16 protein-coding genes are annotated in these 19,516 nt (G+C 71.5%); 14 read left to right on the forward strand and 2 right to left on the reverse strand.

What is annotated here, in order from left to right; genetic code table 11:
* Nucleotides 1-56: 56 nt before the first annotated feature.
* From ACWCQM_RS03405 to ACWCQM_RS03425, 5 genes are all read left to right on the forward strand, one after another.
* The gene (locus tag ACWCQM_RS03405; RefSeq protein WP_450914080.1) at nt 57-2,180 is read left to right on the forward strand and encodes a glycosyltransferase; all 2,124 of its coding nucleotides are present in this window, start codon (nt 57-59) and stop codon (nt 2,178-2,180) included.
* Complete coding sequence (locus ACWCQM_RS03410; protein WP_450913678.1) at nt 2,177-3,622, forward strand: acyltransferase family protein; 1,446 nt, start codon at nt 2,177-2,179, stop codon at nt 3,620-3,622. The genes ACWCQM_RS03405 and ACWCQM_RS03410 overlap by 4 nt, the downstream gene beginning before the upstream one ends.
* 152 nt (nt 3,623-3,774) lie before the next feature.
* Nucleotides 3,775-5,106 carry a nitrate/nitrite transporter gene (locus ACWCQM_RS03415; RefSeq protein WP_450913679.1) on the forward strand — a complete coding sequence of 444 codons (1,332 nt, stop codon included), beginning with the start codon at nt 3,775-3,777 and terminating at the stop codon, nt 5,104-5,106.
* A 128-nt stretch (nt 5,107-5,234) separates the two neighbouring features.
* Nucleotides 5,235-6,380, forward strand: coding sequence for a uroporphyrinogen-III synthase (locus ACWCQM_RS03420; RefSeq protein ID WP_450913680.1), 1,146 nt, complete (start codon nt 5,235-5,237; stop codon nt 6,378-6,380).
* 20 nt (nt 6,381-6,400) lie between these two features.
* Nucleotides 6,401-6,964 (forward strand): GNAT family N-acetyltransferase, encoded by a 564-nt coding sequence (locus ACWCQM_RS03425; RefSeq protein WP_450913681.1) that lies wholly within the window; start codon nt 6,401-6,403, stop codon nt 6,962-6,964.
* On the opposite strand, the gene ACWCQM_RS03430 is transcribed toward ACWCQM_RS03425, so the two are convergent.
* Nucleotides 6,897-7,499: a GNAT family N-acetyltransferase gene (locus ACWCQM_RS03430; RefSeq protein WP_450913682.1), complete on the reverse strand. Its 603-nt coding sequence runs from the start codon at nt 7,497-7,499 to the stop codon at nt 6,897-6,899. The genes ACWCQM_RS03425 and ACWCQM_RS03430 overlap by 68 nt on opposite strands.
* A 102-nt stretch (nt 7,500-7,601) precedes the next feature.
* Here ACWCQM_RS03430 and ACWCQM_RS03435 point away from each other — a divergent pair, with 102 nt between their 5' ends.
* The 6 genes from ACWCQM_RS03435 (at nt 7,602) to ACWCQM_RS03460 (ending at nt 14,915) form a co-directional block, all read left to right on the forward strand.
* Nucleotides 7,602-8,183, forward strand: a complete 582-nt coding sequence (locus tag ACWCQM_RS03435; RefSeq protein WP_450913683.1) for a CGNR zinc finger domain-containing protein — start codon at nt 7,602-7,604, stop codon at nt 8,181-8,183.
* Nucleotides 8,184-8,359: 176 nt separating this feature from the next.
* Nucleotides 8,360-8,947 carry a sigma-70 family RNA polymerase sigma factor gene (locus ACWCQM_RS03440; RefSeq protein ID WP_073746253.1) on the forward strand — a complete coding sequence of 196 codons (588 nt, stop codon included), beginning with the start codon at nt 8,360-8,362 and terminating at the stop codon, nt 8,945-8,947.
* The gene (locus tag ACWCQM_RS03445; protein WP_450913684.1) at nt 8,944-9,882 is read left to right on the forward strand and encodes a zf-HC2 domain-containing protein; all 939 of its coding nucleotides are present in this window, start codon (nt 8,944-8,946) and stop codon (nt 9,880-9,882) included. The genes ACWCQM_RS03440 and ACWCQM_RS03445 overlap by 4 nt, the downstream gene beginning before the upstream one ends.
* 84 nt (nt 9,883-9,966) lie before the next feature.
* Nucleotides 9,967-12,339, forward strand: coding sequence for a HelD family protein (locus ACWCQM_RS03450; RefSeq protein ID WP_450913685.1), 2,373 nt, complete (start codon nt 9,967-9,969; stop codon nt 12,337-12,339).
* Between the two features lie 457 nt (nt 12,340-12,796).
* The gene (locus tag ACWCQM_RS03455; protein ID WP_267075387.1) at nt 12,797-14,230 is read left to right on the forward strand and encodes an NAD-dependent malic enzyme; all 1,434 of its coding nucleotides are present in this window, start codon (nt 12,797-12,799) and stop codon (nt 14,228-14,230) included.
* 403 nt (nt 14,231-14,633) lie between these two features.
* The gene (locus ACWCQM_RS03460; protein WP_003968811.1) at nt 14,634-14,915 is read left to right on the forward strand and encodes an HU family DNA-binding protein; all 282 of its coding nucleotides are present in this window, start codon (nt 14,634-14,636) and stop codon (nt 14,913-14,915) included.
* Nucleotides 14,916-15,409: 494 nt separating this feature from the next.
* On the opposite strand, the gene murA is transcribed toward ACWCQM_RS03460, so the two are convergent.
* Entirely contained in the window at nt 15,410-16,750 is a 1,341-nt protein-coding gene (gene murA / locus ACWCQM_RS03465) for a UDP-N-acetylglucosamine 1-carboxyvinyltransferase (RefSeq protein WP_015608864.1), read from the reverse strand.
* 297 nt (nt 16,751-17,047) lie between these two features.
* Here murA and ACWCQM_RS03470 point away from each other — a divergent pair, with 297 nt between their 5' ends.
* The 3 genes from ACWCQM_RS03470 (at nt 17,048) to ACWCQM_RS03480 (ending at nt 19,514) form a co-directional block, all read left to right on the forward strand.
* Entirely contained in the window at nt 17,048-17,608 is a 561-nt protein-coding gene (locus tag ACWCQM_RS03470; RefSeq protein WP_450913686.1) for a YqgE/AlgH family protein, read from the forward strand.
* 30 nt (nt 17,609-17,638) lie between these two features.
* Complete coding sequence (locus tag ACWCQM_RS03475) at nt 17,639-17,938, forward strand: DUF3039 domain-containing protein (RefSeq protein WP_267075389.1); 300 nt, start codon at nt 17,639-17,641, stop codon at nt 17,936-17,938.
* A 271-nt stretch (nt 17,939-18,209) separates the two neighbouring features.
* Nucleotides 18,210-19,514, forward strand: coding sequence for an extracellular solute-binding protein (locus ACWCQM_RS03480; RefSeq protein ID WP_450913687.1), 1,305 nt, complete (start codon nt 18,210-18,212; stop codon nt 19,512-19,514).
* The last annotated feature ends 2 nt before the right edge of the window (nt 19,515-19,516 follow it).

Genomic DNA, 19,516 nt, shown 5'->3' on the forward strand with positions numbered 1-19,516 from the left:
TTCCGCGGGGCAGGCACAACGGGAAGAAGAAGCGGACCGTCCGGCGCAGGCTTCCCATGCGCTATCTGCTTCCGTCAGTCCTGCTCGTCGCTCTGCTCGCCATGCTCATGCTGCGCGGCTACGTCCACAGCGAGATCCTCGCCGACCACCGCATCCAGGCCCCCGCCCCCACCACCCAGGTGCCGGACGACGTCCTCGAAGGCGGTCCGGTCATAGACGCCCGTACGGCGGGTGAGGCGGCCAAGACGCTCCGGATACCGGACCACAGAATCGTCCTCACCTTCGACGACGGCCCCGATCCGGTCTGGACCCCACGGGTCCTGGACGAGCTCAAGAAGCACCATGCGCACGGCGTCTTCTTCGTCACCGGCACCATGGCCTCGCGCTACCCGGACCTCGTCCAGCGCATGGTCGACGAAGGGCACGAGATCGGGCTGCACACCTTCAACCACCCCGATCTCTCCTTCCAGTCCACCAGCCGCATCGACTGGGAGCTGTCCCAGAACCAGCTGGTGCTCGCGGGCGCGGCCGGCATCCGCACGTCCCTGTTCCGGCCCCCGTACTCCTCCTTCTCCGACGCCATGGACAACAAGTCCTGGCCGGTCACGCAGTACATCGGCAGCCGTGGCTACCTCACCGTCGTGAACAACACCGACAGCGAGGACTGGAAGCGCCCCGGCGTCGACGCGATTATCGAGCGCGCCACTCCCGAGCACGGCGACGGCGCGATCATCCTGATGCACGACTCCGGCGGCGACCGCTCCCAGACCGTGGCAGCCCTGGGCAAGTTCCTCCCGCAAATGCAGGACGAGGGCTACGAGTTCACCAATCTCACCGCGGCGCTCGGCGCCCCCAGCGCGCACACCCCGGTCACCGGGTTCGCGCTCTGGAAGGGCAAGGCATTCATCGGGGCGGTGGAGATCTCCGAGCACGTCACCGGCGTCCTGGTCGTCGGCCTGGCGGTCATCGGCGTCCTGGTGATGGTCCGCTTCGGGCTGATGCTGCTCCTCTCCTTCCTGCACGCCAGGAAGGTGCGCCGCAGGGGCTTCAGCTGGGGCGAGCCGTTCACCCGCCCGGTGTCGGTCCTCGTGCCCGCGTACAACGAGCGCGAGTGCATCGAGGCCACCGTGCGGTCGCTGGTGGCCAGCGACTATCCGATCGAGGTCATCGTCATCGACGACGGCTCGACGGACGGCACGGCCGACCTCGTCGAGGCGATGTGGATCCCGAACGTCCGCGTCGTGCGCCAGCGCAACGCGGGCAAGCCCGCGGCGCTCAACAACGGCATCGCGCACGCCCGTTACGACATCGTCGTGATGATGGACGGCGACACGGTCTTCGAACCCTCCACCGTGCGCGAGCTCGTCCAGCCCTTTGCCGACCGGCGGGTCGGGGCGGTCGCGGGCAACGCCAAGGTCGGCAACCGCGACTCGCTGATCGGCGCCTGGCAGCACATCGAGTACGTGATGGGCTTCAACCTCGACCGCAGGATGTACGACCTGCTCGGCTGCATGCCCACCATCCCCGGAGCGGTCGGCGCCTTCCGCCGGGACGCGCTGGACCGGATCGGCGGCATGAGCGAGGACACCCTCGCCGAGGACACCGACGTCACCATGGCGCTCCACCGCGACGGCTGGCGCGTCGTCTACGCCGAGAACGCCCGGGCGTGGACCGAGGCACCCGAGTCGGTGCAGCAGCTCTGGTCACAGCGCTACCGGTGGTCGTACGGCACGATGCAGGCCATCTGGAAGCACCGCCGCGCGGTCGTCGAGCGCGGGCCCTCCGGGCGCTTCGGACGGGTGGGACTGCCGTTCGTCTCCCTGTTCATGGTGGTCGCGCCGCTGCTGGCGCCCCTCATCGACGTCTTCCTGCTGTACGGACTGGTCTTCGGCCCGACGGGGAAGACGGTCGCGGCCTGGTTCGGCGTCCTGCTGGTGCAGGCCGTCTGCGCCGCGTACGCCTTCCGGCTCGACCGGGAGCGCATGACGCATCTGATCTCGCTGCCGCTCCAGCAGATCCTCTACCGGCAGCTGATGTACGTCGTGCTGCTCCAGTCGTGGATCACCGCTCTCACCGGCGGTCGGCTGCGCTGGCAGAAGCTCCGGCGTACGGGCGTGGTGGAAGCGCCCGGCGGCACGCAGAACCGCCGCAAGGACACGGATCGGAGGCCGGTGGCATGACCCATCCCCCGAGCGGCCCCGGCCCCCGGCAGGACGGCTACGACGACGGCGTGCCCTACGGCGCGCCCCTGTCCGCGCGGCCCGGCCCCTTCACCTCGGAACCCTCCTCGGCGGACCCCTTCGCGGGGGACCCCTTCACGGCTGACCCCTTCACGGCGGGTCCCCTGGCGGCGGCCCCGTTCACCGCGGACGCCTTCACGGCCGGTCACTCCGTCCCGGCCGGTCACTCCGGCCCGCCCCAGGCGCCCTACCCGCCCCAGGCGCCGACGGCCCCCGGTGCGGGCGGCAAGGAGCCCGCCGAGGCCCCCGCGCCCCGCGCCAAGCCCGGCCGGGACCGCTATCTCGACCTGCTCAGGGCCGTGGCCCTGGTCCGAGTCGTCTTCTTCCACCTCTTCGGGTGGGGCTGGCTGACCATCCTCTTCCCCTCCATGGGTGTCATGTTCGCCCTGGCGGGGTCGCTGATGGCCCGCTCGCTGTCGCGGCCGGCGGGAAGCGTCATCCGCGGCAGGCTGCGCAGGCTGCTCCCGCCGATGTGGGCGTTCGCGCTCGTCGTCCTGCCGATGATGTTCGCGCTGAGCTGGAAGCCCGTCCGTGAGGAGGGGCTGTGGTGGTTCATCAAGCTCGGCAGCTATGTCCTCCCGCTCGGATCTCCTCCGTATCCGGAGGAGATCGGCTCGCCGGGCGGGTGGCTGGAGCTGACCTGGGCCGACCAGGCGGCGGGGCCGCTCTGGTACCTCCGGGCCTACCTCTGGTTCGTGCTCGCGTCGCCCCTGCTCCTCAAGGCGTTCCGCAGGCTCCCGTGGGTCACGCTGCTCGCCCCGATCGGTCTGACCGCCGTGATCGGCACCGGCCTGGTGACGGTCCCCGGCACCCTCGGCGAGGGGCTCGTGGACTTCGCCGTGTTCGGGTCCTGCTGGATCCTGGGCTTCGCCCACAACGACGGCCTCCTGAAGGAGATCCCGCGCTATCTGGCGGTCTCGTCCGCCGCGATGGTCATGGGATTCGGCCTGTGGTGGGCGTCCGGGCACCTCACCGAGGAGGGCTGGAACCTCGACGAGATCCCGCTCGCCCAGGCCACGTGGTCCCTCGGCTTCTGCGCGATCCTCCTCGTGTACGCACCCTCCTGGCAGAAGCTGCCGGGCCGGTTCGCCGCCTGGGACAGCCTGGTCACCCTGGCCAACAACAGGGCCGTGACGATCTATCTGTGGCACAACCTGCTGCTGATGGCCGCCGCGCACCTCGTCGAGGGCCTCTGGTCCATCCCCTGGTTCGGCGACACCTTCGACACGTACATCGAGAAGTCGTACGAGGGGCTCGTCCTGATCGCGATCTGGCCACTGCTGGGGCTCGCGATCCTGGCGTTCGGCTGGGTCGAGGACGTCGCCGCCAAGCGCCGTCCGCGGCTGTGGCCGAACGGGGCGGACCGGCGGCGCCGCGCCTGACACGGGCGCGGGGGTGCGGTGGGCCCGGCTCACCGCACCCCCGTGCACCGAGTGAGAGCAAGGTTGCGCACCGGTCACCTCAGGGCACCGCACCGAAACGCGGACTCCCTAGCGTCGGGATCACAACACCCCGACCCCTGTGGAGGCGCGTGATGGCCGGTCGTTGGATCGAGCAGTGGGAGCCGGAGGACGAGACCTTCTGGCGAGAGAAGGGCGAGAAGGTCGCCCGGCGGAACCTGTGGTTCTCCGTGCTCTCGGAGCACATCGGGTTCTCGATCTGGTCCCTGTGGTCCGTCATGGTGCTGTTCATGGGGCCGGAGTACGGGATCGACCCGGCGGGGAAGTTCTTCCTGATCTCCACGGCCACCCTGGTCGGCGCGATCGTCCGGGTGCCCTACACCTTCGCGGTCGCCATCTTCGGGGGCCGTAACTGGACCATCTTCAGCGCGCTGTCGCTCCTGGTGCCGACCATCGCCGCGTTCTGGGTGATGGAGCCCGGCACCTCCTACACCACCTTCGTCGTCGTCGCCGCGCTCACCGGTATCGGGGGCGGCAACTTCGCCTCCTCGATGACGAACATCAACGCCTTCTTCCCGCTGCGCAAGAAGGGCTGGGCCCTCGGGCTCAACGCGGGCGGCGGCAACATCGGCGTCCCGGTCGTCCAGCTCATCGGCCTGCTGGTGATCGGCACGGCCGGCGCCGCGCACCCGAGGATCGTGCTCGGTGTGTACCTGCCGCTGATCATCGTGGCCGCGCTCGGCGCCGCGCTGAAGATGGACAACCTCCGGCCCGTCCAGAACGACACGGGGGCGGCGCTCCAGGCCGTGCGCGAGCCGCACACCTGGATCATGTCGGTGCTCTACATCGGCACCTTCGGCTCGTTCATCGGCTACAGCTTCGCCTTCGGGCTCGTCCTCCAGACCCAGTTCGGCCGGACCCCGCTGCAGGCCGCCTCGCTCACCTTCATCGGCCCGCTGCTCGGCTCCCTGATCCGGCCCGCGGGCGGCTGGCTCGCCGACCGCTACGGTGGCGCCCGGATCACCCTGTGGACCTTCGCGGCCATGGCGGGGGCGACCGGTGTGGTCGTCTACGCCTCCGGCATCGAGTCGCTGCCGGTCTTCCTCGTCGGCTTCATCGCGCTGTTCGTGCTGACGGGTCTGGGCAACGGCTCGACGTTCAAGATGATCCCGGGCATCTTCCACGCCCAGGGCGTCAGCAGGGGCCTGAGCAGCGAGGAGGCGGCGGCGTACGGCCGGCGGCTCTCCGGCGCGGCCATGGGGCTCATCGGGGCGATCGGCGCCCTGGGCGGTCTGGCGATCAACCTGGCGTTCCGCCAGTCCTTCGCGACCTCGGGCGCCGGGACCGCAGCCTTCTGGTGCTTCCTCGGTTTCTACGCCGTCTGCTTCACCCTGACCTGGGCGGTATACCTTCGCCGCTCCGAAGCGGTGGCCGCGAAGCCCCAGCTCAGCTACGCCGAGGTGTGAGGATGGCCATAACGCGTCGCACGACGTAACGGGTGGGAAATACGGGAGAACCGAGACTGTCACGCAGGGTTGACAGTCTCGGTCCTTCGCATCATCGAGCAACAGCGGGACGAGAGCCGGGTATCGCCATGCACGTCGACGACGCACAGCACGGGCCCCTCGCGGGCTTCACGGTCGGGGTGACCGCGGCCCGTCGCGCCGAGGAGCTGGGAACGCTCCTCACGCGCCGGGGGGCCGCGGTTCTGCACGCCCCCGCGCTGCGGATCGTGCCTCTCGCGGACGACAGTGAGCTCCTGGCCGCGACCAAGGAGCTGATCGACAACGCCCCCGACGTCGTGATCGCCACCACCGCCATCGGCTTCCGGGGATGGGTGGAGGCGGCCGACGGCTGGGGCATCGGTGACGGGCTCCTGGACCGGCTGCGCGGCATCGAGCTGCTGGCCAGGGGGCCCAAGGTCAAGGGCGCCATCCGGGCGGCCGGGCTCACCGAGGCGTGGTCGCCGCAGTCCGAGTCGATGGCCGAGGTCCTGGACCGGCTGCTCGGCGAGGGGGTGGCGGGCCGCAGGATCGCCCTCCAGCTGCACGGCGAACCGCTGCCGGGCTTCGTCGAGTCGCTCCGCGCCGCAGGCGCCGAGGTCGTCGGCGTACCCGTCTACCGATGGATGCCCCCCGAGGACATCGCGCCGCTCGACCGCATGCTCGACGCCACGGCGTCCCGGAGCCTGGACGCCCTCACCTTCACCAGCGCGCCCGCCGCCGCCTCCTACCTGAACCGGGCCGAGGCCCGCGGCATGCTGCCCGAGGTGCTCTCCGCGCTCAGCCACGACGTCGTGACCGCGTGCGTCGGACCGGTCACCGCGCTGCCGCTCCAGGCCAAGGGCATCGACACCGTCCAGCCGGAGCGGTTCCGGCTCGGCCCGCTCGTCCAGGTGCTCTGCGCCCAGCTGCCCGCCCGGGCGCGTACGCTCCCCGTCGCCGGACACGCGGTCGAGATCCGCGGCCACGCGGTGCTGGTCGACGGCGCCCTGCGCCCGGTGCCCCCGGCGGGCATGGCGCTCCTGCACGCCCTGGCCCGCAGGCCGGGCTGGGTGGTCTCCCGCGCCGACCTGCTGAGGGCGCTGCCCGGCAGCGGGACCGACGAGCACGCCGTGGAGACGGCGATGGCCCGGCTGCGTACGGCGCTGGGGGTGCCCAGACTGATCCAGACGGTCGTCAAGCGCGGCTACCGGCTGGCGCTGGACCCCTCGGCGGACACCAAGTACGACGGTTCCTGAGGGGCCGATAGCGTGCGGGGATGATCTCCGAGAGCCATCCCCTGAGCGACGGCGTCCGGCTGCGGCCCGTCACCCTCGACGACGCCGGGTCCTTCGCCGAGGCCCTGACCCGCAGCCGCGCCTACATGCGCCCCTGGGAGCCCGTGCGCCCCGAGGCCTTCTACACCCCGGACGGCCAGGTCCAGCGGCTGACCGGGCTGCTGGCCGACCGGGACGCGGGGCGTGCGATGCCCTGGGCGCTGGCCGACGACGAGGACCGGGTCGTGGGGGCGATGACCCTCGCCTCCATCGAGCGGGGGCCGTTCCGCAACGCCCGGCTCGGCTACTGGATCGACGTCGGCCATGCGGGCCGGGGCCTGGCCACGGCCGCGGTTCTCCGGGTCTGCGAGCTGGCGCGCGACGGGCTCGGGCTGCACCGCGTCGAGGCCGGGACGGTCCTGGACAACGCCGCCTCGCAGCGGGTGCTGGCCAAGGCCGGATTCGAGCTGTACGGCACGGCGCCGCGCTATCTCCACATCAACGGCGCCTGGCAGGACCACCGGATGTTCCAGCGCATCCTGCACGACGGCCTTCCGCAGCGCTGAGCGGCGCCGTGCGGGAGTGCCGGTGGCCGCCCAGCGGCATGCGCGGCGACCGGGCGGGGACGGACTCGGCCAGGGCGAATCCGGACTTCTCCGCGACCCGGCAGGACGCCTCGTTGCCCGTCCCGTGGAGCAGGTCCAGGCGCCGCAGGCCGTCCTCGGCGAACCGCGCGAACGCCCAGTCGGTGAGCGCCCCGAGAGCCCCCGTGGCCACACCCCGGCCGCGCGCCGACGCCGTCGTCCAGTAACCGGCCTGGGCGCTCGGGGCGCCGGGGAGACGGTTCAGCGCGAGGTTGCCGACGATCTCCCCGTCCCGGGCGGTGTCGGTGACGGCGAAGCTGTACCGGCTGCCGTTCGCCCACCCCTCCTCCTGGACCGTCATCCAGCGTTCCGCCGCCCCGGCGTCGGGGACCTGCGTCCGCAGCCACCGCCGCATCGAGGGGTCGTCGTACGCCGCGAGCAGCGCCGGTATGTCCCCGCGCCGCCACGGGCGCAGGAGCAGGGGCCCGGCCGTCAGCGTGGCCGCATCGTCGTTCATGCAGGAACGGTACGACGGCGGGAGGGGTTACGGGCCGGGCGGGATGCGGGCACTCTGGGGGTGACTCTCCCCACAGGTGATCCCCGAGGCGGTGACAGGCTCATGGCGGCGGGCACGGGCGCGTACGGCCGGCGGTTCGACTCCGGTCGGATCTGCCTGGACCTGGTGGCGACAGGGGCGGGCGGGTGCGAGCAGCTGGACCGCCCCGCGCACCTCGCCGAGTGGCTGGTGGCCTCCCGGCTGGTCCCGCGCGGGACCCCGCTCGCCGCCGTGGACGAGACCTGGCCGGCGCGCTTCCGGCAGCTGCGCACGGACATCGACCGGCTGATGACGGCTCAGCTGGCCGGCGGTAGCGCCGACAGCGCCCTGGACCGGATCAACGCCCTTTCGGCGGGCCCGATTCCGGGGCTGCGCGCCGTGCGGGACCAGGGCGGTGTGCTCGTACGGGCGCTGAGCGCCGACCCGGGGTGCGGGGCGCTGCTCGCGGTGGTGGCCCGGGACGCGGTGGACCTGCTGACGGACCCGGTGGCACGGGCGGGGCTGCGCCGGTGCGAGGGCGACGCCTGCGGGCGGCTCTATCTGGACACCTCCCGGGGGCGGCGGCGCCGCTGGTGTTCCAGCGAGGTCTGCGGCAACCGGGAGCGGGTGGCCAGGCACCGGCGCCGGGCACGGGCCATGTCGTAGCGCCCCCTGGCCGGGAAGGGGCAGGCCGTAGCGCCTCTGGCCTGCCATGTCGTTGGGCCCCTTTCCAGCCGAAACCCCCTGCCCCGGAAGAAAGTTGTGCGCCGGCTGAATGAACCGGTCCCCGTTCCCGTACCGACGGGCACAGAGCTCGACAGGGTCTCGACCGGGAGGTTCGGGTGCGCAAGGATGCGGCCGTGGCCGATGACCGTCCGCACAGGGCTCGACATCGCAGTGCACCGCGCCGCCCGCCCTCGGACGTCCCCGACGAGGAGCTGATGCGGGCGCTCTACCGCGAGCACGCCGGGCCGCTGCTCGGCTATGTGCTCCGGCTCGTCGCGGGCGACCGCCAGCGGGCCGAGGACGTGGTGCAGGAGACGCTCATCCGTGCCTGGAAGAACGCCGGTTCGCTCAACCGGGCCACCGGCTCCGTCCGCCCCTGGCTGGTGACGGTCGCCCGGCGCATCGTCATCGACGGCCACCGCAGCCGGCAGGCCCGGCCCCGCGAGGTCGATCCGTCGCCGCTGGAGGTCATCCCCGCGGAGGACGAGATCGACAAGGCGTTGTGGCTGATGACGCTCTCGGACGCACTCGACGATTTGACCCCGGCCCACCGGGAAGCATTGGTCGAGACCTACTTCAAGGGCCGTACGGTCAACGAGGCCGCCGAGATCCTCGGCGTGCCCAGCGGGACCGTGCGGTCCCGGGTCTTCTACGCACTGCGCTCGATGAAGCTCGCACTGGAGGAGAGGGGGATCACGGCATGAGCGACCACGAATGGCAGCCCTTCGGGCCCAGGCCGACCGGCCCCCGGGGACCCTCCGGCCCTCCGGGAACCGGGCACCGGGGAGCCTCCGGCCCTCCGGGAACCGGCCATCGGGGACCCTCCGGCCCTCCGGACGACCCCTTCGCGCCCCCCGGCGATGACGCGGGGCACGACGCCGCGGGGCACGACGCCGCGGGCGCCTACGCGCTGGGCATCCTCGACGACGCCGACGCGAGTGCCTTCGAAGCGCATCTGGCGAGCTGCGCCAAGTGCGCCGCCGACCTCGACGCCTTCGCCGGGATGGAGCCCATGCTGGCCATGCTCGCCGAGGCACCGGCCGCCGTCCCGGGCGCACGCCCCGTACCGCACGTTCCCGGGCGCCCCGCGCCCCGGCTGCTGGACGGGCTGGTCGACGAGGTCGCGCGGAAGCGGTCGCAGCGCCGGAGGCGCGCCCGCTGGCTGATCGCGGCGGCGGCCGTCCTCGTGATCGGCGGCCCGGTGGTGGCGGTCACCGCCACCGCGGGGGAGGACTCCCGCGGACAGGTGGAGGCGGCCGATCCGCACCCCACGAGCCCCGCGGAGGACGCCTTCTTCCACCACATGCCGGAGAAGCTCCGGGCGAGCGATCCCGTCACCCGGGTCGACGCCACGGTCGGCATGGAGCCGAAGGCCTGGGGCACCCACACGGTCCTGGAGCTGAAGAACGTCAAGGGCCCGCAGAAGTGCAGCCTCGTCGCCGTGTCCCGGACCGGCGAGGAGGAGGTCGTCACCTCCTGGTCCGTGCCGAAATGGGGGTACGGCATCGAGGACTCCGCCCACGCGAGCGCGCGGAACCCGCTGTACGTACACGGGGGCGCCGCGATGGCGCGCGGGGACATCGACCACTTCGAGGTGCGCACCTTCGACGGCGAGCGGCTCGTGAAGATCGACGCGTAAACGCAACCACGGCCACAGGTGCGCCGCGGCCCCCCTTTCGCGTACGGTTGACGGCTGCCCAGTGCACGTCAGAAGGGGGCCTCGGTGGCCGCGCAGGATGCCGCTGTCGATTCGTTGCGGGACCGGGAGATCGGTGTCGAACAAGACCATCTCGACCAGGTCTACCGCCGTCTCGAAGAGAAGATCGACGAGGCGGAATTTCTCATGCAGGACGCCAGCAAACGGGGCCAGGTCGGGACGCCGGGGGCACTCGCGGAACGCGATGCCCAGGTCTTCCGGGCCGGGGTCCATCTCAACCGGCTGAACAGTGAGTTCGAGGACTTCCTCTTCGGCCGGATCGACCTGCTGCGGGGCAAGGACGGCGAACGCGGCCCGGACGGCGCCTTCACCTCCGTGGAGGCCGCCGACGACGCCGTACGGGAGGACAGCACCGCAGAGATCGCCGAGACGCTGCACATCGGCCGCATAGGAGTGCTCGACTCCGACTACGCGCCGCTGGTGATCGACTGGCGGGCGCCCGCCGCCGCGCCCTTCTACCGCTCGACGCCGAAGGACCCGGGCAGGGTCGTACGCCGCCGGGTCATCCGCTCCAAGGGCCGCAAGGTCCTCGGGGTCGAGGACGACCTGATGCGCCCCGAGCTGACCGCGTACCTGGACGGCGACACGCTGCCCGTCATCGGCGACGGCGCCCTGATGGCCACGCTGGGCCAGGCCCGCAGCCACACGATGCGGGACATCGTCTCCTCGATCCAGGCCGAGCAGGACCTCGTGATCCGGGCCCCCGCCGCGTCCGTCACCGAGGTGGCGGGCGGACCGGGGACGGGCAAGACGGCGGTGGCCCTGCACCGGGCCGCGTACCTGCTGTACCAGGACCGGCGCAGGTACGCCGGAGGCATCCTCGTCGTCTCGCCGACCCCGCTGCTCGTCGCGTACACCGAGGGCGTGCTGCCCTCGCTCGGCGAGGAGGGGCAGGTCGCGATCCGCGCGGTCGGCTCCCTGTCCGACGAGGCCGCGGGCGTGGAGGGGGCGACCACCTACGACGATCCGGCCGTCGCCCGGATCAAGGGCTCGTCCCGGATGCTCCACGTGCTGCGCAAGGCGGCCCGCGGCGCGCTTGAGCAGTCCGCGCCCCGGCCCGCCGCCCGGCAGGGGCAGCTGGAGTTCGGGGAGGAGCCCGCCCGGGGCGCCGGCACCCCCACCCTGCTCCGGGTGGTGGCCTTCGGCGCCCGCGTCGAGCTCGACGCGGAGGAGCTGCGCCGCATCCGGCACAACGTCCTGGGCGGCACCGCCCCGGTCAACCTGCTGCGCCCGCGCGCCCGCAAGCTGCTTCTGGACGCCCTGTGGAGCAAGTCGTCGGGCCGGGGCCGCTACACCGACCCCGAGCTGATCGCGGAGCTGCGCTCCTCGTTCGACGACGACGTCTCCACGGAGGCCCCGTTCCTGACGTTCCTGGACGCCTGGTGGCCGGAACTCACCCCTCGTGGGGTGCTGGCCGCGATGGCCGACGAGCGGCGGCTGAGCCGGTGGGCGCGCCGCATCCTCAACCAGGGCGAGGTGCGCCGCCTCGCGCGTGCGCTGAAGCGGCTGGGGGAGGACGGCAAGGGCCCGCTCTCCGTCCACGACGTGGCGCTCCTGGACGAGCTCCAGACCCTGCTGGGCACCCCGGCGCGGCCCAAGCGGAAGCGTGAGCTCGATCCGCTGGACCAGCTCACGGGCCTTGAGGAGCTGATGCCGCAGCGCGAGGAGACCCAGCGCGAGCGGGCCGAACGGCTGGCGGCGGAGCGCACCGAGTACGCCCACGTCATCGTCGACGAGGCGCAGGACCTGACGCCGATGCAGTGGCGGATGGTCGGCCGCCGAGGGCGCCACGCCACCTGGACGGTCGTGGGCGACGCCGCGCAGTCCTCCTGGTCCGATCCGGACGAGGCGGCGGCGGCCCGCGACGAGGCGCTCGGCAACCGGCCGAGGCGCCGTTTCACGCTCACGGTGAACTACCGCAACCCCGCGGAGATCGCCGAGCTCGCGTCGAAGGTGCTGGCGCTGGCCATGCCGGGGATGGAGTCCCCGCGCGCGGTCCGCTCGACGGGCGTGGAGCCGCGCTTCGAGACGGTCGGGGCCGGGGACCTCGCCTCGACGGTCCGCGAGGAGGCGCGCAGGCTGCTGGCCGAGGTGGACGGCACCGTCGGCGTCGTCGTCGCGATGAACCGCCGCGCGGAGGCCCGGGGCTGGCTGGAGGAGCTCGGTGAGCGCGTGGTGGCGCTGGGAAGTCTGGAGGCGAAGGGCCTGGAGTACGACGCCACGGTGGTCGTCTCGCCGGCGGAGATCGCCGACGAGTCCCCGGCCGGGCTGCGGGTGCTCTATGTGGCTCTCACCCGTGCGACGCAGCAGCTGACCGTGATCTCGGGGGAGCGTGACATGCCGGACGAGCAGGGAGTACCGGACCTGCTGAGGGACTGAGCGGCGCGCGTCGCCGGTTCTTTGCCGAGTCAACACGTCGCACAGGAATCACTTCTCCGGGGTGTTTGTTAGCCTGGTGTCGGCACCGGCTCGATCCAAGCCCCCGGGCCCAACCTTCGTCGCTACGAGCGACCACTTGCCGCGAGGCGAGCATGGCGGGCCGGTGTCACCTGACTGAAGAAGACAGACCCGCGTCACCTGATGGTGGCGCGGGTCTGTTTCTGTTTACGCGCCGTGCCGTCCCGCGCTCCCGGCCGATCGGGGGGCCACCCGCGCCGATCGGGGGGCCGTCCGGGGTTACGCAGGACGGCTACTTCTCGTATGGTGGAAAAAAGTTTCCGAAAGGTGGCAGTCATTACCTGCTACTGGTCGGTAGGTGCGACGATCGGAACGCACGTGCGGGGCTGAGCCCCGTTCGCGTGCGGCAACGAAGCTCAGGAAAGCGAAGGACTCGGCCATGGCAACGGCGCCCAGCGTCTCGTACTCGATGACGGTCAGGCTGGAGGTGCCCGCGAGCGGCACAGCGGTCTCCCAGCTCACCACGGCCGTGGAGTCCTCCGGAGGCTCGGTCACCGGCCTCGACGTGACCGCTTCCGGCCACGAGAAGCTGCGGATCGACGTCACCATCGCGGCATCCTCCACCTCGCACGCGGACGAGATCGTCGAAGGTCTGCGCGACATCGACGGCGTCGTGCTGGGCAAGGTCTCCGACCGTACGTTCCTGATGCACCTCGGCGGCAAGATCGAGATGGCGTCCAAGCACCCCATCCGCAGCCGTGACGACCTCTCGATGATCTACACCCCGGGTGTGGCCCGGGTCTGCATGGCGATCGCCGAGAACCCCGAGGACGCCCGCCGTCTGACCATCAAGCGGAACTCCGTCGCGGTCGTCACGGACGGCTCCGCGGTGCTCGGCCTCGGCAACATCGGCCCGATGGCCTCGCTCCCCGTGATGGAGGGCAAGGCGGCCCTGTTCAAGCGTTTCGCGGGCATCGACGCCTGGCCGATCTGCCTGGACACGCAGGACACCGACGAGATCGTGTCCATCGTCAAGGCGATCGCCCCGGGCTTCGCGGGCATCAACCTGGAGGACATCTCCGCCCCCCGCTGCTTCGAGATCGAGGCGCGGCTGCGCGAGGCCCTGGACATCCCCGTCTTCCACGACGACCAGCACGGCACCGCCATCGTCGTCCTGGCCGCGCTGACCAACGCGCTGCGCGTGGTCGGCAAGGCGATCGGCGACGTACGGGTCGTCATGTCCGGAGCGGGCGCGGCCGGCACGGCCATCCTGAAGCTGCTCATCGCCGCGGGCGTCAAGCACACGGTCGTCGCCGACATCCACGGTGTGGTGCACGCGGGCCGCGAGGACCTGGTGGACGCCACCCCGGACTCGCCGCTGCGCTGGATCGCCGACAACACCAACCCCGAGGGCGTCACCGGCACCCTCAAGGAGGCCGTCGTCGGCTCCGACGTCTTCATCGGCGTCTCGGCCCCCAACGTCCTGGACGGCTCCGACGTCGCGGCCATGGCCGAGGGCGCCATCGTGTTCGCGCTCGCGAATCCGGACCCCGAGGTGGACCCGGCAATCGCCCGTGAGACGGCGGCAGTTGTCGCCACCGGCCGCTCCGACTTCCCGAACCAGATCAACAACGTCCTGGTCTTCCCGGGCGTCTTCCGCGGTCTGCTGGACGCTCAGTCCCGCACCGTCAACACGGAGATGATGCTCGCCGCGGCGCGCGCCCTCGCCGGCGTGGTCGCCGAGGACGAGGTGAACGCGAACTACATCATCCCGTCCGTCTTCAACGACAAGGTCGCGGGCGCCGTCGCCGGTGCGGTCCGCGAGGCCGCCAAGGCGGCCGGCGTCGCCGAGGCGGCGGCGGACCCCGCGTAAGGGGATTTCATCCGGACGGCCCTGTCCGGGGCCGTCCGCGGGGGCCGATCGCGGCCCCCGCGGACGGTGCCGTACCTCACGTCCCGGTGCGCCGTACGGCGCGTCGCGGGTCGCGGCGTCCCAAACGCCCCTTTAGGGTGGGCGGGCAGCGAGCCCCACAGGCCCGGCATCCGCTGCGGACCGCTCCAACAAGTCGACGGAACGTCATCACGGCCACCCGGTGGTGCTTTTCGTACGGCGCCGAGGGGTTCCGGATTGGCGTTAGCGCCGCAGGTGGGGGCAGGATGCGTATTCGGGCGCGAGGGTCTGACATCAGACCCGGGTCCGGGGACTGTCAGAGGGCCCTGGCAGCATCGGCTTCGATCTCACGCCTCACAGGCAAGAAGAACACGGGAGTACAAACATGAACCGCAGTGAGCTGGTGGCCGCCCTGGCCGACCGTGCCGAGGTGACCCGCAAGGACGCCGACGCCGTTCTGGCCGCCCTCGCCGAGACCGTCGGCGAGATCGTCGCCAAGGGCGACGAGAAGGTCACCATCCCCGGCTTCCTGACCTTCGAGCGCACCCACCGTGCCGCTCGCACCGCTCGTAACCCGCAGACCGGCGACCCGATCAACATCCCGGCCGGCTACAGCGTGAAGGTCTCCGCGGGCTCCAAGCTCAAGGAAGCCGCCAAGGGCAAGTAAGGCCCCCAAGGCATCAAGAAGGGCGGCCGTCCTGACCGGGGCGGCCGCCCTTCGGCGTACCCGGAACCCCGCCCGGCGCCGACCCGCCCGCATATGCCGCCCGTGCGGGCGCTGTGAGGCGGGCTGCGGCGTCCCGGCACCCCGGGGCGGACTCGGAGTGGGCAGCCGGGCGTGTTAGGCGCTGTACGGGCGTTCTGCGGCGCCTGAGCGGTACCGGGCGGCGCGACACGGATAGCGGGCGGAGCCCGCCGGTCCCCGGGCCCTGATCAGAGCGGCGCCCCCACCGATCCTCGGACCCTGATCCGGGCGGCGCTCACGCCGGTCCCGGCACCGCGATCAGAGCGGATCGCCGGGCGCCCGTGGGGGAGCCGGGAGGAGGGAAAACCGCCGCCCCGGTCCCTCGCGGGGGGCCGGGGCGGCGGACTGTGGTGCGGGGTCGCGCAATGCTGTGTGCGGCAGCACTGTGCGCGCGCCGGAGCGCGTCGGGCGGTGCGTCAGACGAGTGAGCCGCCCGGCAGCTCGACCTTGGCGCCGAGCTTCTCCAGCTTGTCCATGAAGTTCTCGTAGCCGCGGTTGATCAGGTCGATGCCGTGCACCCGGGACGTGCCCTGGGCCGCCAGCGCGGCGATCAGGTACGAGAACCCGCCGCGCAGGTCGGGGATGACCAGATCCGCGCCCTGGAGCTTCGTGGGGCCGGACACGACCGCGGAGTGCAGGAAGTTCCGCTGCCCGAACCGGCAGTCGGAGCCCCCGAGGCACTCGCGGTAGAGCTGGATGTGCGCACCCATCTGGTTGAGCGCCGAGGTGAAGCCGAGCCGGGACTCGTAGACCGTCTCGTGGACGATCGAGAGGCCGGCGGCCTGCGTCAGCGCCACCACGAGGGGCTGCTGCCAGTCGGTCTGGAAACCGGGGTGCACGTCGGTCTCCAGGGCGATGGCGTTCAGCGCGCCGCCCGGGTGCCAGAAGCGGATGCCCTCGTCGTCGATCTCGAAGGCGCCGCCGACACGGCGGAAGGTGTTGAGGAAGGTCATCATCGAGCGCTGCTGGGCGCCGCGGACGTAGATGTTGCCCTCGGTCGCCAGCGCCGCCGACGCCCAGGAGGCCGCCTCCAGGCGGTCCGGGATCGCCCGGTGGGTGTAACCGTCGAGCTTGTCGACACCGGTGATCCGGATGGTCCGGTCGGTGTCCATGGAGATGATCGCGCCCATCTTCTGCAGTACGCAGATGAGGTCCTCGATCTCCGGCTCGACGGCCGCGTTGGACAGCTCGGTGACGCCCTCGGCGAGGACGGCGGTCAGCAGCACCTGCTCGGTGGAGCCCACCGACGGGTACGGCAGCCGGATCTTCGTGCCCCGCAGCCGCTGCGGGGCCTCCAGGTACTGGCCGTCGGCCCGCTTCTCGATGGTCGCGCCGAACTGGCGGAGCACCTCGAAGTGGAAGTCGATCGGCCGTCCGCCGATGTCGCAGCCGCCGAGGCCCGGGATGAAGGCGTGGCCGAGGCGGTGCAGCAGCGGACCGCAGAAGAGGATCGGGATGCGCGACGAGCCCGCGTGGGCATCGATGTCGGCGACGTTCGCGCTCTCGACGTGCGAGGGGTCGAGGATGAGTTCGCCCGGCTCGTCACCGGGGCGGACGGTCACGCCGTGCAGCTGCAGCAGCCCCCGGACCACCCGCACATCGCGGATGTCGGGCACGTTGCGGAGCCGGCTGGGCCCGCTGCCGAGCAGTGCGGCGACCATTGCCTTCGGCACCAGGTTCTTGGCGCCTCGGACGCGGATCTCGCCCTCCAGCGGGGTGCCGCCGTGGACAAGCAGGACATCGTCTGTGCCGGTCATGTATCTCGCGTTCCGGAGTGGTCGGGCAGGGGGCCATCAAAAGGGTAATGGGCTTCCACCCCCCTTCCGTAAGGAGCCGGGGTCCGTACGAACGTCATGAATTCGCCACAACACGTTCTGCTCCCCGTGCTGTGCGGAGGGTCACCGTCCGTACGGTCCCTCCCGGCGCCCGCCGGCCGTGCGCTCCCTGTGTCTCCGTGCGGGGTTCGTGCGCCCTGAGCTGCGCGGAGGCGACGGACGGGACCGGGCGCGTCACTTGGTCCCCGCGGAGGGCGAAGATGCGGGATCATCTGTGCCATGACGGAGGTGTCCTCGCTCACAGGGCGGCTGCTCGTGGCCGCGCCCGCCCTCGCGGACCCGAATTTCGACCGCGCGGTGGTGCTGCTCCTCGACCACGACGAGGAGGGCTCGCTCGGTGTGGTCCTGAACCGCCCGACCCCGGTCGGCGTCGGGGACATCCTGGCGTCCTGGGCCGGCCTGACCGGTGAGCCCGGCGTCGTCTTCCAGGGCGGCCCCGTCTCGCTCGACTCCGCGCTGGGCGTGGCCGTGATCCCCGGCGACGAGGGTCCCCTGGGGTGGCGCAGGGTGCACGGGGCGATCGGTCTGGTGGACCTGGAGGCGCCGCCGGAGCTGCTCGCCGCGGCGCTCGGCTCGCTGCGGATCTTCGCCGGGTACGCGGGCTGGGGGCCCGGCCAGCTGGAGGCGGAGCTCACGGACGGCGCCTGGTACGTCGTCGAGTCGGAGCCGGGCGACGTCTCCTCGCCGCGCCCCGAGCACCTCTGGCGGGCGGTTCTGCGCCGCCAGCGCAGCGAACTGGCGATGATCGCGACGTATCCGGACGACCCTTCGCTGAACTGATGCCCGGAGCTTTCAGTACGCTTGGCAGTTATGAGCACTCTTGAGCCCGAGCGCGGGGCAGGTACGGGGACCCTCGTAGAGCCGACGCCGCAGGTGTCGAACGGCGACGGTGACCACGAGCGCTACGCCCATTACGTCCAGAAGGACAAGATCATGGCGAGCGCCCTGGAGGGCACTCCCGTGGTGGCACTGTGCGGCAAGGTCTGGGTCCCGGGGCGCGACCCCAAGAAGTACCCGGTCTGTCCCATGTGCAAGGAGATCTACGAGTCCATGGGCGCCGGTGGCGACAAGGACAAGGGCAAGGGCGGCAAGGACGGCGGCAAGAAGTAGCCCGCGGGCCTCTTATCCCTTCATCCCCTTTCAGGACCTGACCCCGGCCCCCGGGGTGCGCGGCGACGCGTACCCCGGGGGCCGTTCGCATGCCCGGGGGCATCCGGGTGCGCGGCGGGCGGGAAGGACGCGTTGCACGGGCTGCACCGCGTGGTCACAGAGTGGTTGAGACCACTTGTCAGCTCCCTGACACGCCCCTAGTCTCCTGCCAGTTGTGCAGAACGAAACGCCCGTTGCAGGGAATGCAACGAATGACCGGTAGGGGTTCCGGATGAAGCTTTCTGCCCGAATCGCCGCCCCGGCCGCGGCTCTTGTGCTGGCGGGCCTCACCGCCACCGCCTGCGCGCCGGGGACCTCCGACACGAGTGCGGAGGGCGACGAGAAGACAGGCACCCTCCGCGTCTGGCTCTTCCAGGAGGTCGGCAACAAGCCCAAGGAGAAGGTCGTCGACGCCGCGGTCGCCGACTTCGAGAAGGCCCACGAGGGCGCCGAGGTGGAGGTCGAGTACATACCCGTCGACACCCGCGCCCAGCGCATCAAGGCCGCCTTCAACGACCCGAAGAGCGCCCCCGACCTGATCGAGTACGGCAACACCGACACCGCGGGCTATGTGAAGGACGGCGGACTCGCCGACGTCAGCAAGGAGTTCTCCGCCTGGGACGAGGCCAAGGACACCGACCCGACCGCGAAGCAGTCCGTGACGGTCGGCGGCCAGGTGTACGGGGCACCGTTCTTCGTCGGCGTACGGGCGCTCTACTACCGGACCGACGTCTTCGACGAGCTCGGCATCGAGCCCCCGAAGACCCAGGACGAACTGATCTCCACCGCCAGGAAGATCCACAAGGAGAAGCCGGACCTCTACGGTCTCGCGGTCGGCGGCGCCTACACCTACGGCGCGATGCCCTTCATCTGGGCGCGCGGCGGCGAACTGGCCGAGGAGACCGGGGTGACCTACAAGTCCGCCATCAACAGCGGGAAGGCCCGCGAGGGCATCGAGGCCTACACCTCGCTCTTCGGGGACGACAACTGCCCGGCCGCCAAGTGCGCGTCCATGGGCGGCAACGCGACCGTCACCGCCTTCGCGTCCGGCAAGGCGGCCATGGCGATCGGCGGCGACTTCAGCCACGCCGCCGTCGAGGCGGGCGCCGTGAAGGGCAAGTACGCCGTCGTGCCGCTGCCCGGCGTGGACGAGGGCTCGATCGCTCCGGCGTTCGCGGGCGGCAACAACATCGGTGTGCTCAAGAGCAGTGCGCACCGCACCCTCGCCGTCGACCTGATGAAGTCGCTCGCCGGCAAGAAGACGCAGGCGAAGATGTTCGACGCGATGGGCTTCCTGCCGACCTACACGGACGTGCTGGACACCGCGGCGGAGAAGGAGCCCTTCGTCGGCCCCTTCGTCGAATCGCTCGGCGCGGGCGCCAAGTTCGTCCCCGCCTCCCCGGCCTGGGGCCAGATCGACGCCTCCCTGGTCCTGCCGACCATGTTCCAGGAGATCGTCAGCGGCCGTAAGGACGTGGACGCCGCCTCGGACGACGCGGCGAAGAAGATGGACGCGGCGTTCGCCGAAGCGGGCTGACG

It is taken from the genome of Streptomyces sp. NPDC002125 (assembly GCF_053593715.1).

Bases quoted from the DNA above. Each gene is read 5' to 3' on its own strand.
- ACWCQM_RS03435 (WP_450913683.1), top strand. From the start codon at position 7,602: ATGGCGGCGGGCACGGGCGCGTACGGCCGGCGGTTCGACTCCGGTCGG.
- ACWCQM_RS03410 (WP_450913678.1), top strand. From the start codon at position 2,177: ATGACCCATCCCCCGAGCGGCCCCGGCCCCCGGCAGGACGGCTACGAC.
- ACWCQM_RS03460 (WP_003968811.1), top strand. From the start codon at position 14,634: ATGAACCGCAGTGAGCTGGTGGCCGCCCTGGCCGACCGTGCCGAGGTG.
- ACWCQM_RS03420 (WP_450913680.1), top strand. From the start codon at position 5,235: ATGCACGTCGACGACGCACAGCACGGGCCCCTCGCGGGCTTCACGGTC.
- ACWCQM_RS03475 (WP_267075389.1), top strand. From the start codon at position 17,639: ATGAGCACTCTTGAGCCCGAGCGCGGGGCAGGTACGGGGACCCTCGTA.
- ACWCQM_RS03415 (WP_450913679.1), top strand. From the start codon at position 3,775: ATGGCCGGTCGTTGGATCGAGCAGTGGGAGCCGGAGGACGAGACCTTC.
- ACWCQM_RS03425 (WP_450913681.1), top strand. From the start codon at position 6,401: ATGATCTCCGAGAGCCATCCCCTGAGCGACGGCGTCCGGCTGCGGCCC.
- ACWCQM_RS03445 (WP_450913684.1), top strand. From the start codon at position 8,944: ATGAGCGACCACGAATGGCAGCCCTTCGGGCCCAGGCCGACCGGCCCC.
- ACWCQM_RS03470 (WP_450913686.1), top strand. From the start codon at position 17,048: ATGACGGAGGTGTCCTCGCTCACAGGGCGGCTGCTCGTGGCCGCGCCC.
- murA (WP_015608864.1), bottom strand. From the start codon at position 16,750: ATGACCGGCACAGACGATGTCCTGCTTGTCCACGGCGGCACCCCGCTG.
- ACWCQM_RS03405 (WP_450914080.1), top strand. From the start codon at position 57: ATGCGCTATCTGCTTCCGTCAGTCCTGCTCGTCGCTCTGCTCGCCATG.
- ACWCQM_RS03455 (WP_267075387.1), top strand. From the start codon at position 12,797: ATGGCAACGGCGCCCAGCGTCTCGTACTCGATGACGGTCAGGCTGGAG.
- ACWCQM_RS03430 (WP_450913682.1), bottom strand. From the start codon at position 7,499: ATGAACGACGATGCGGCCACGCTGACGGCCGGGCCCCTGCTCCTGCGC.
- ACWCQM_RS03480 (WP_450913687.1), top strand. From the start codon at position 18,210: ATGAAGCTTTCTGCCCGAATCGCCGCCCCGGCCGCGGCTCTTGTGCTG.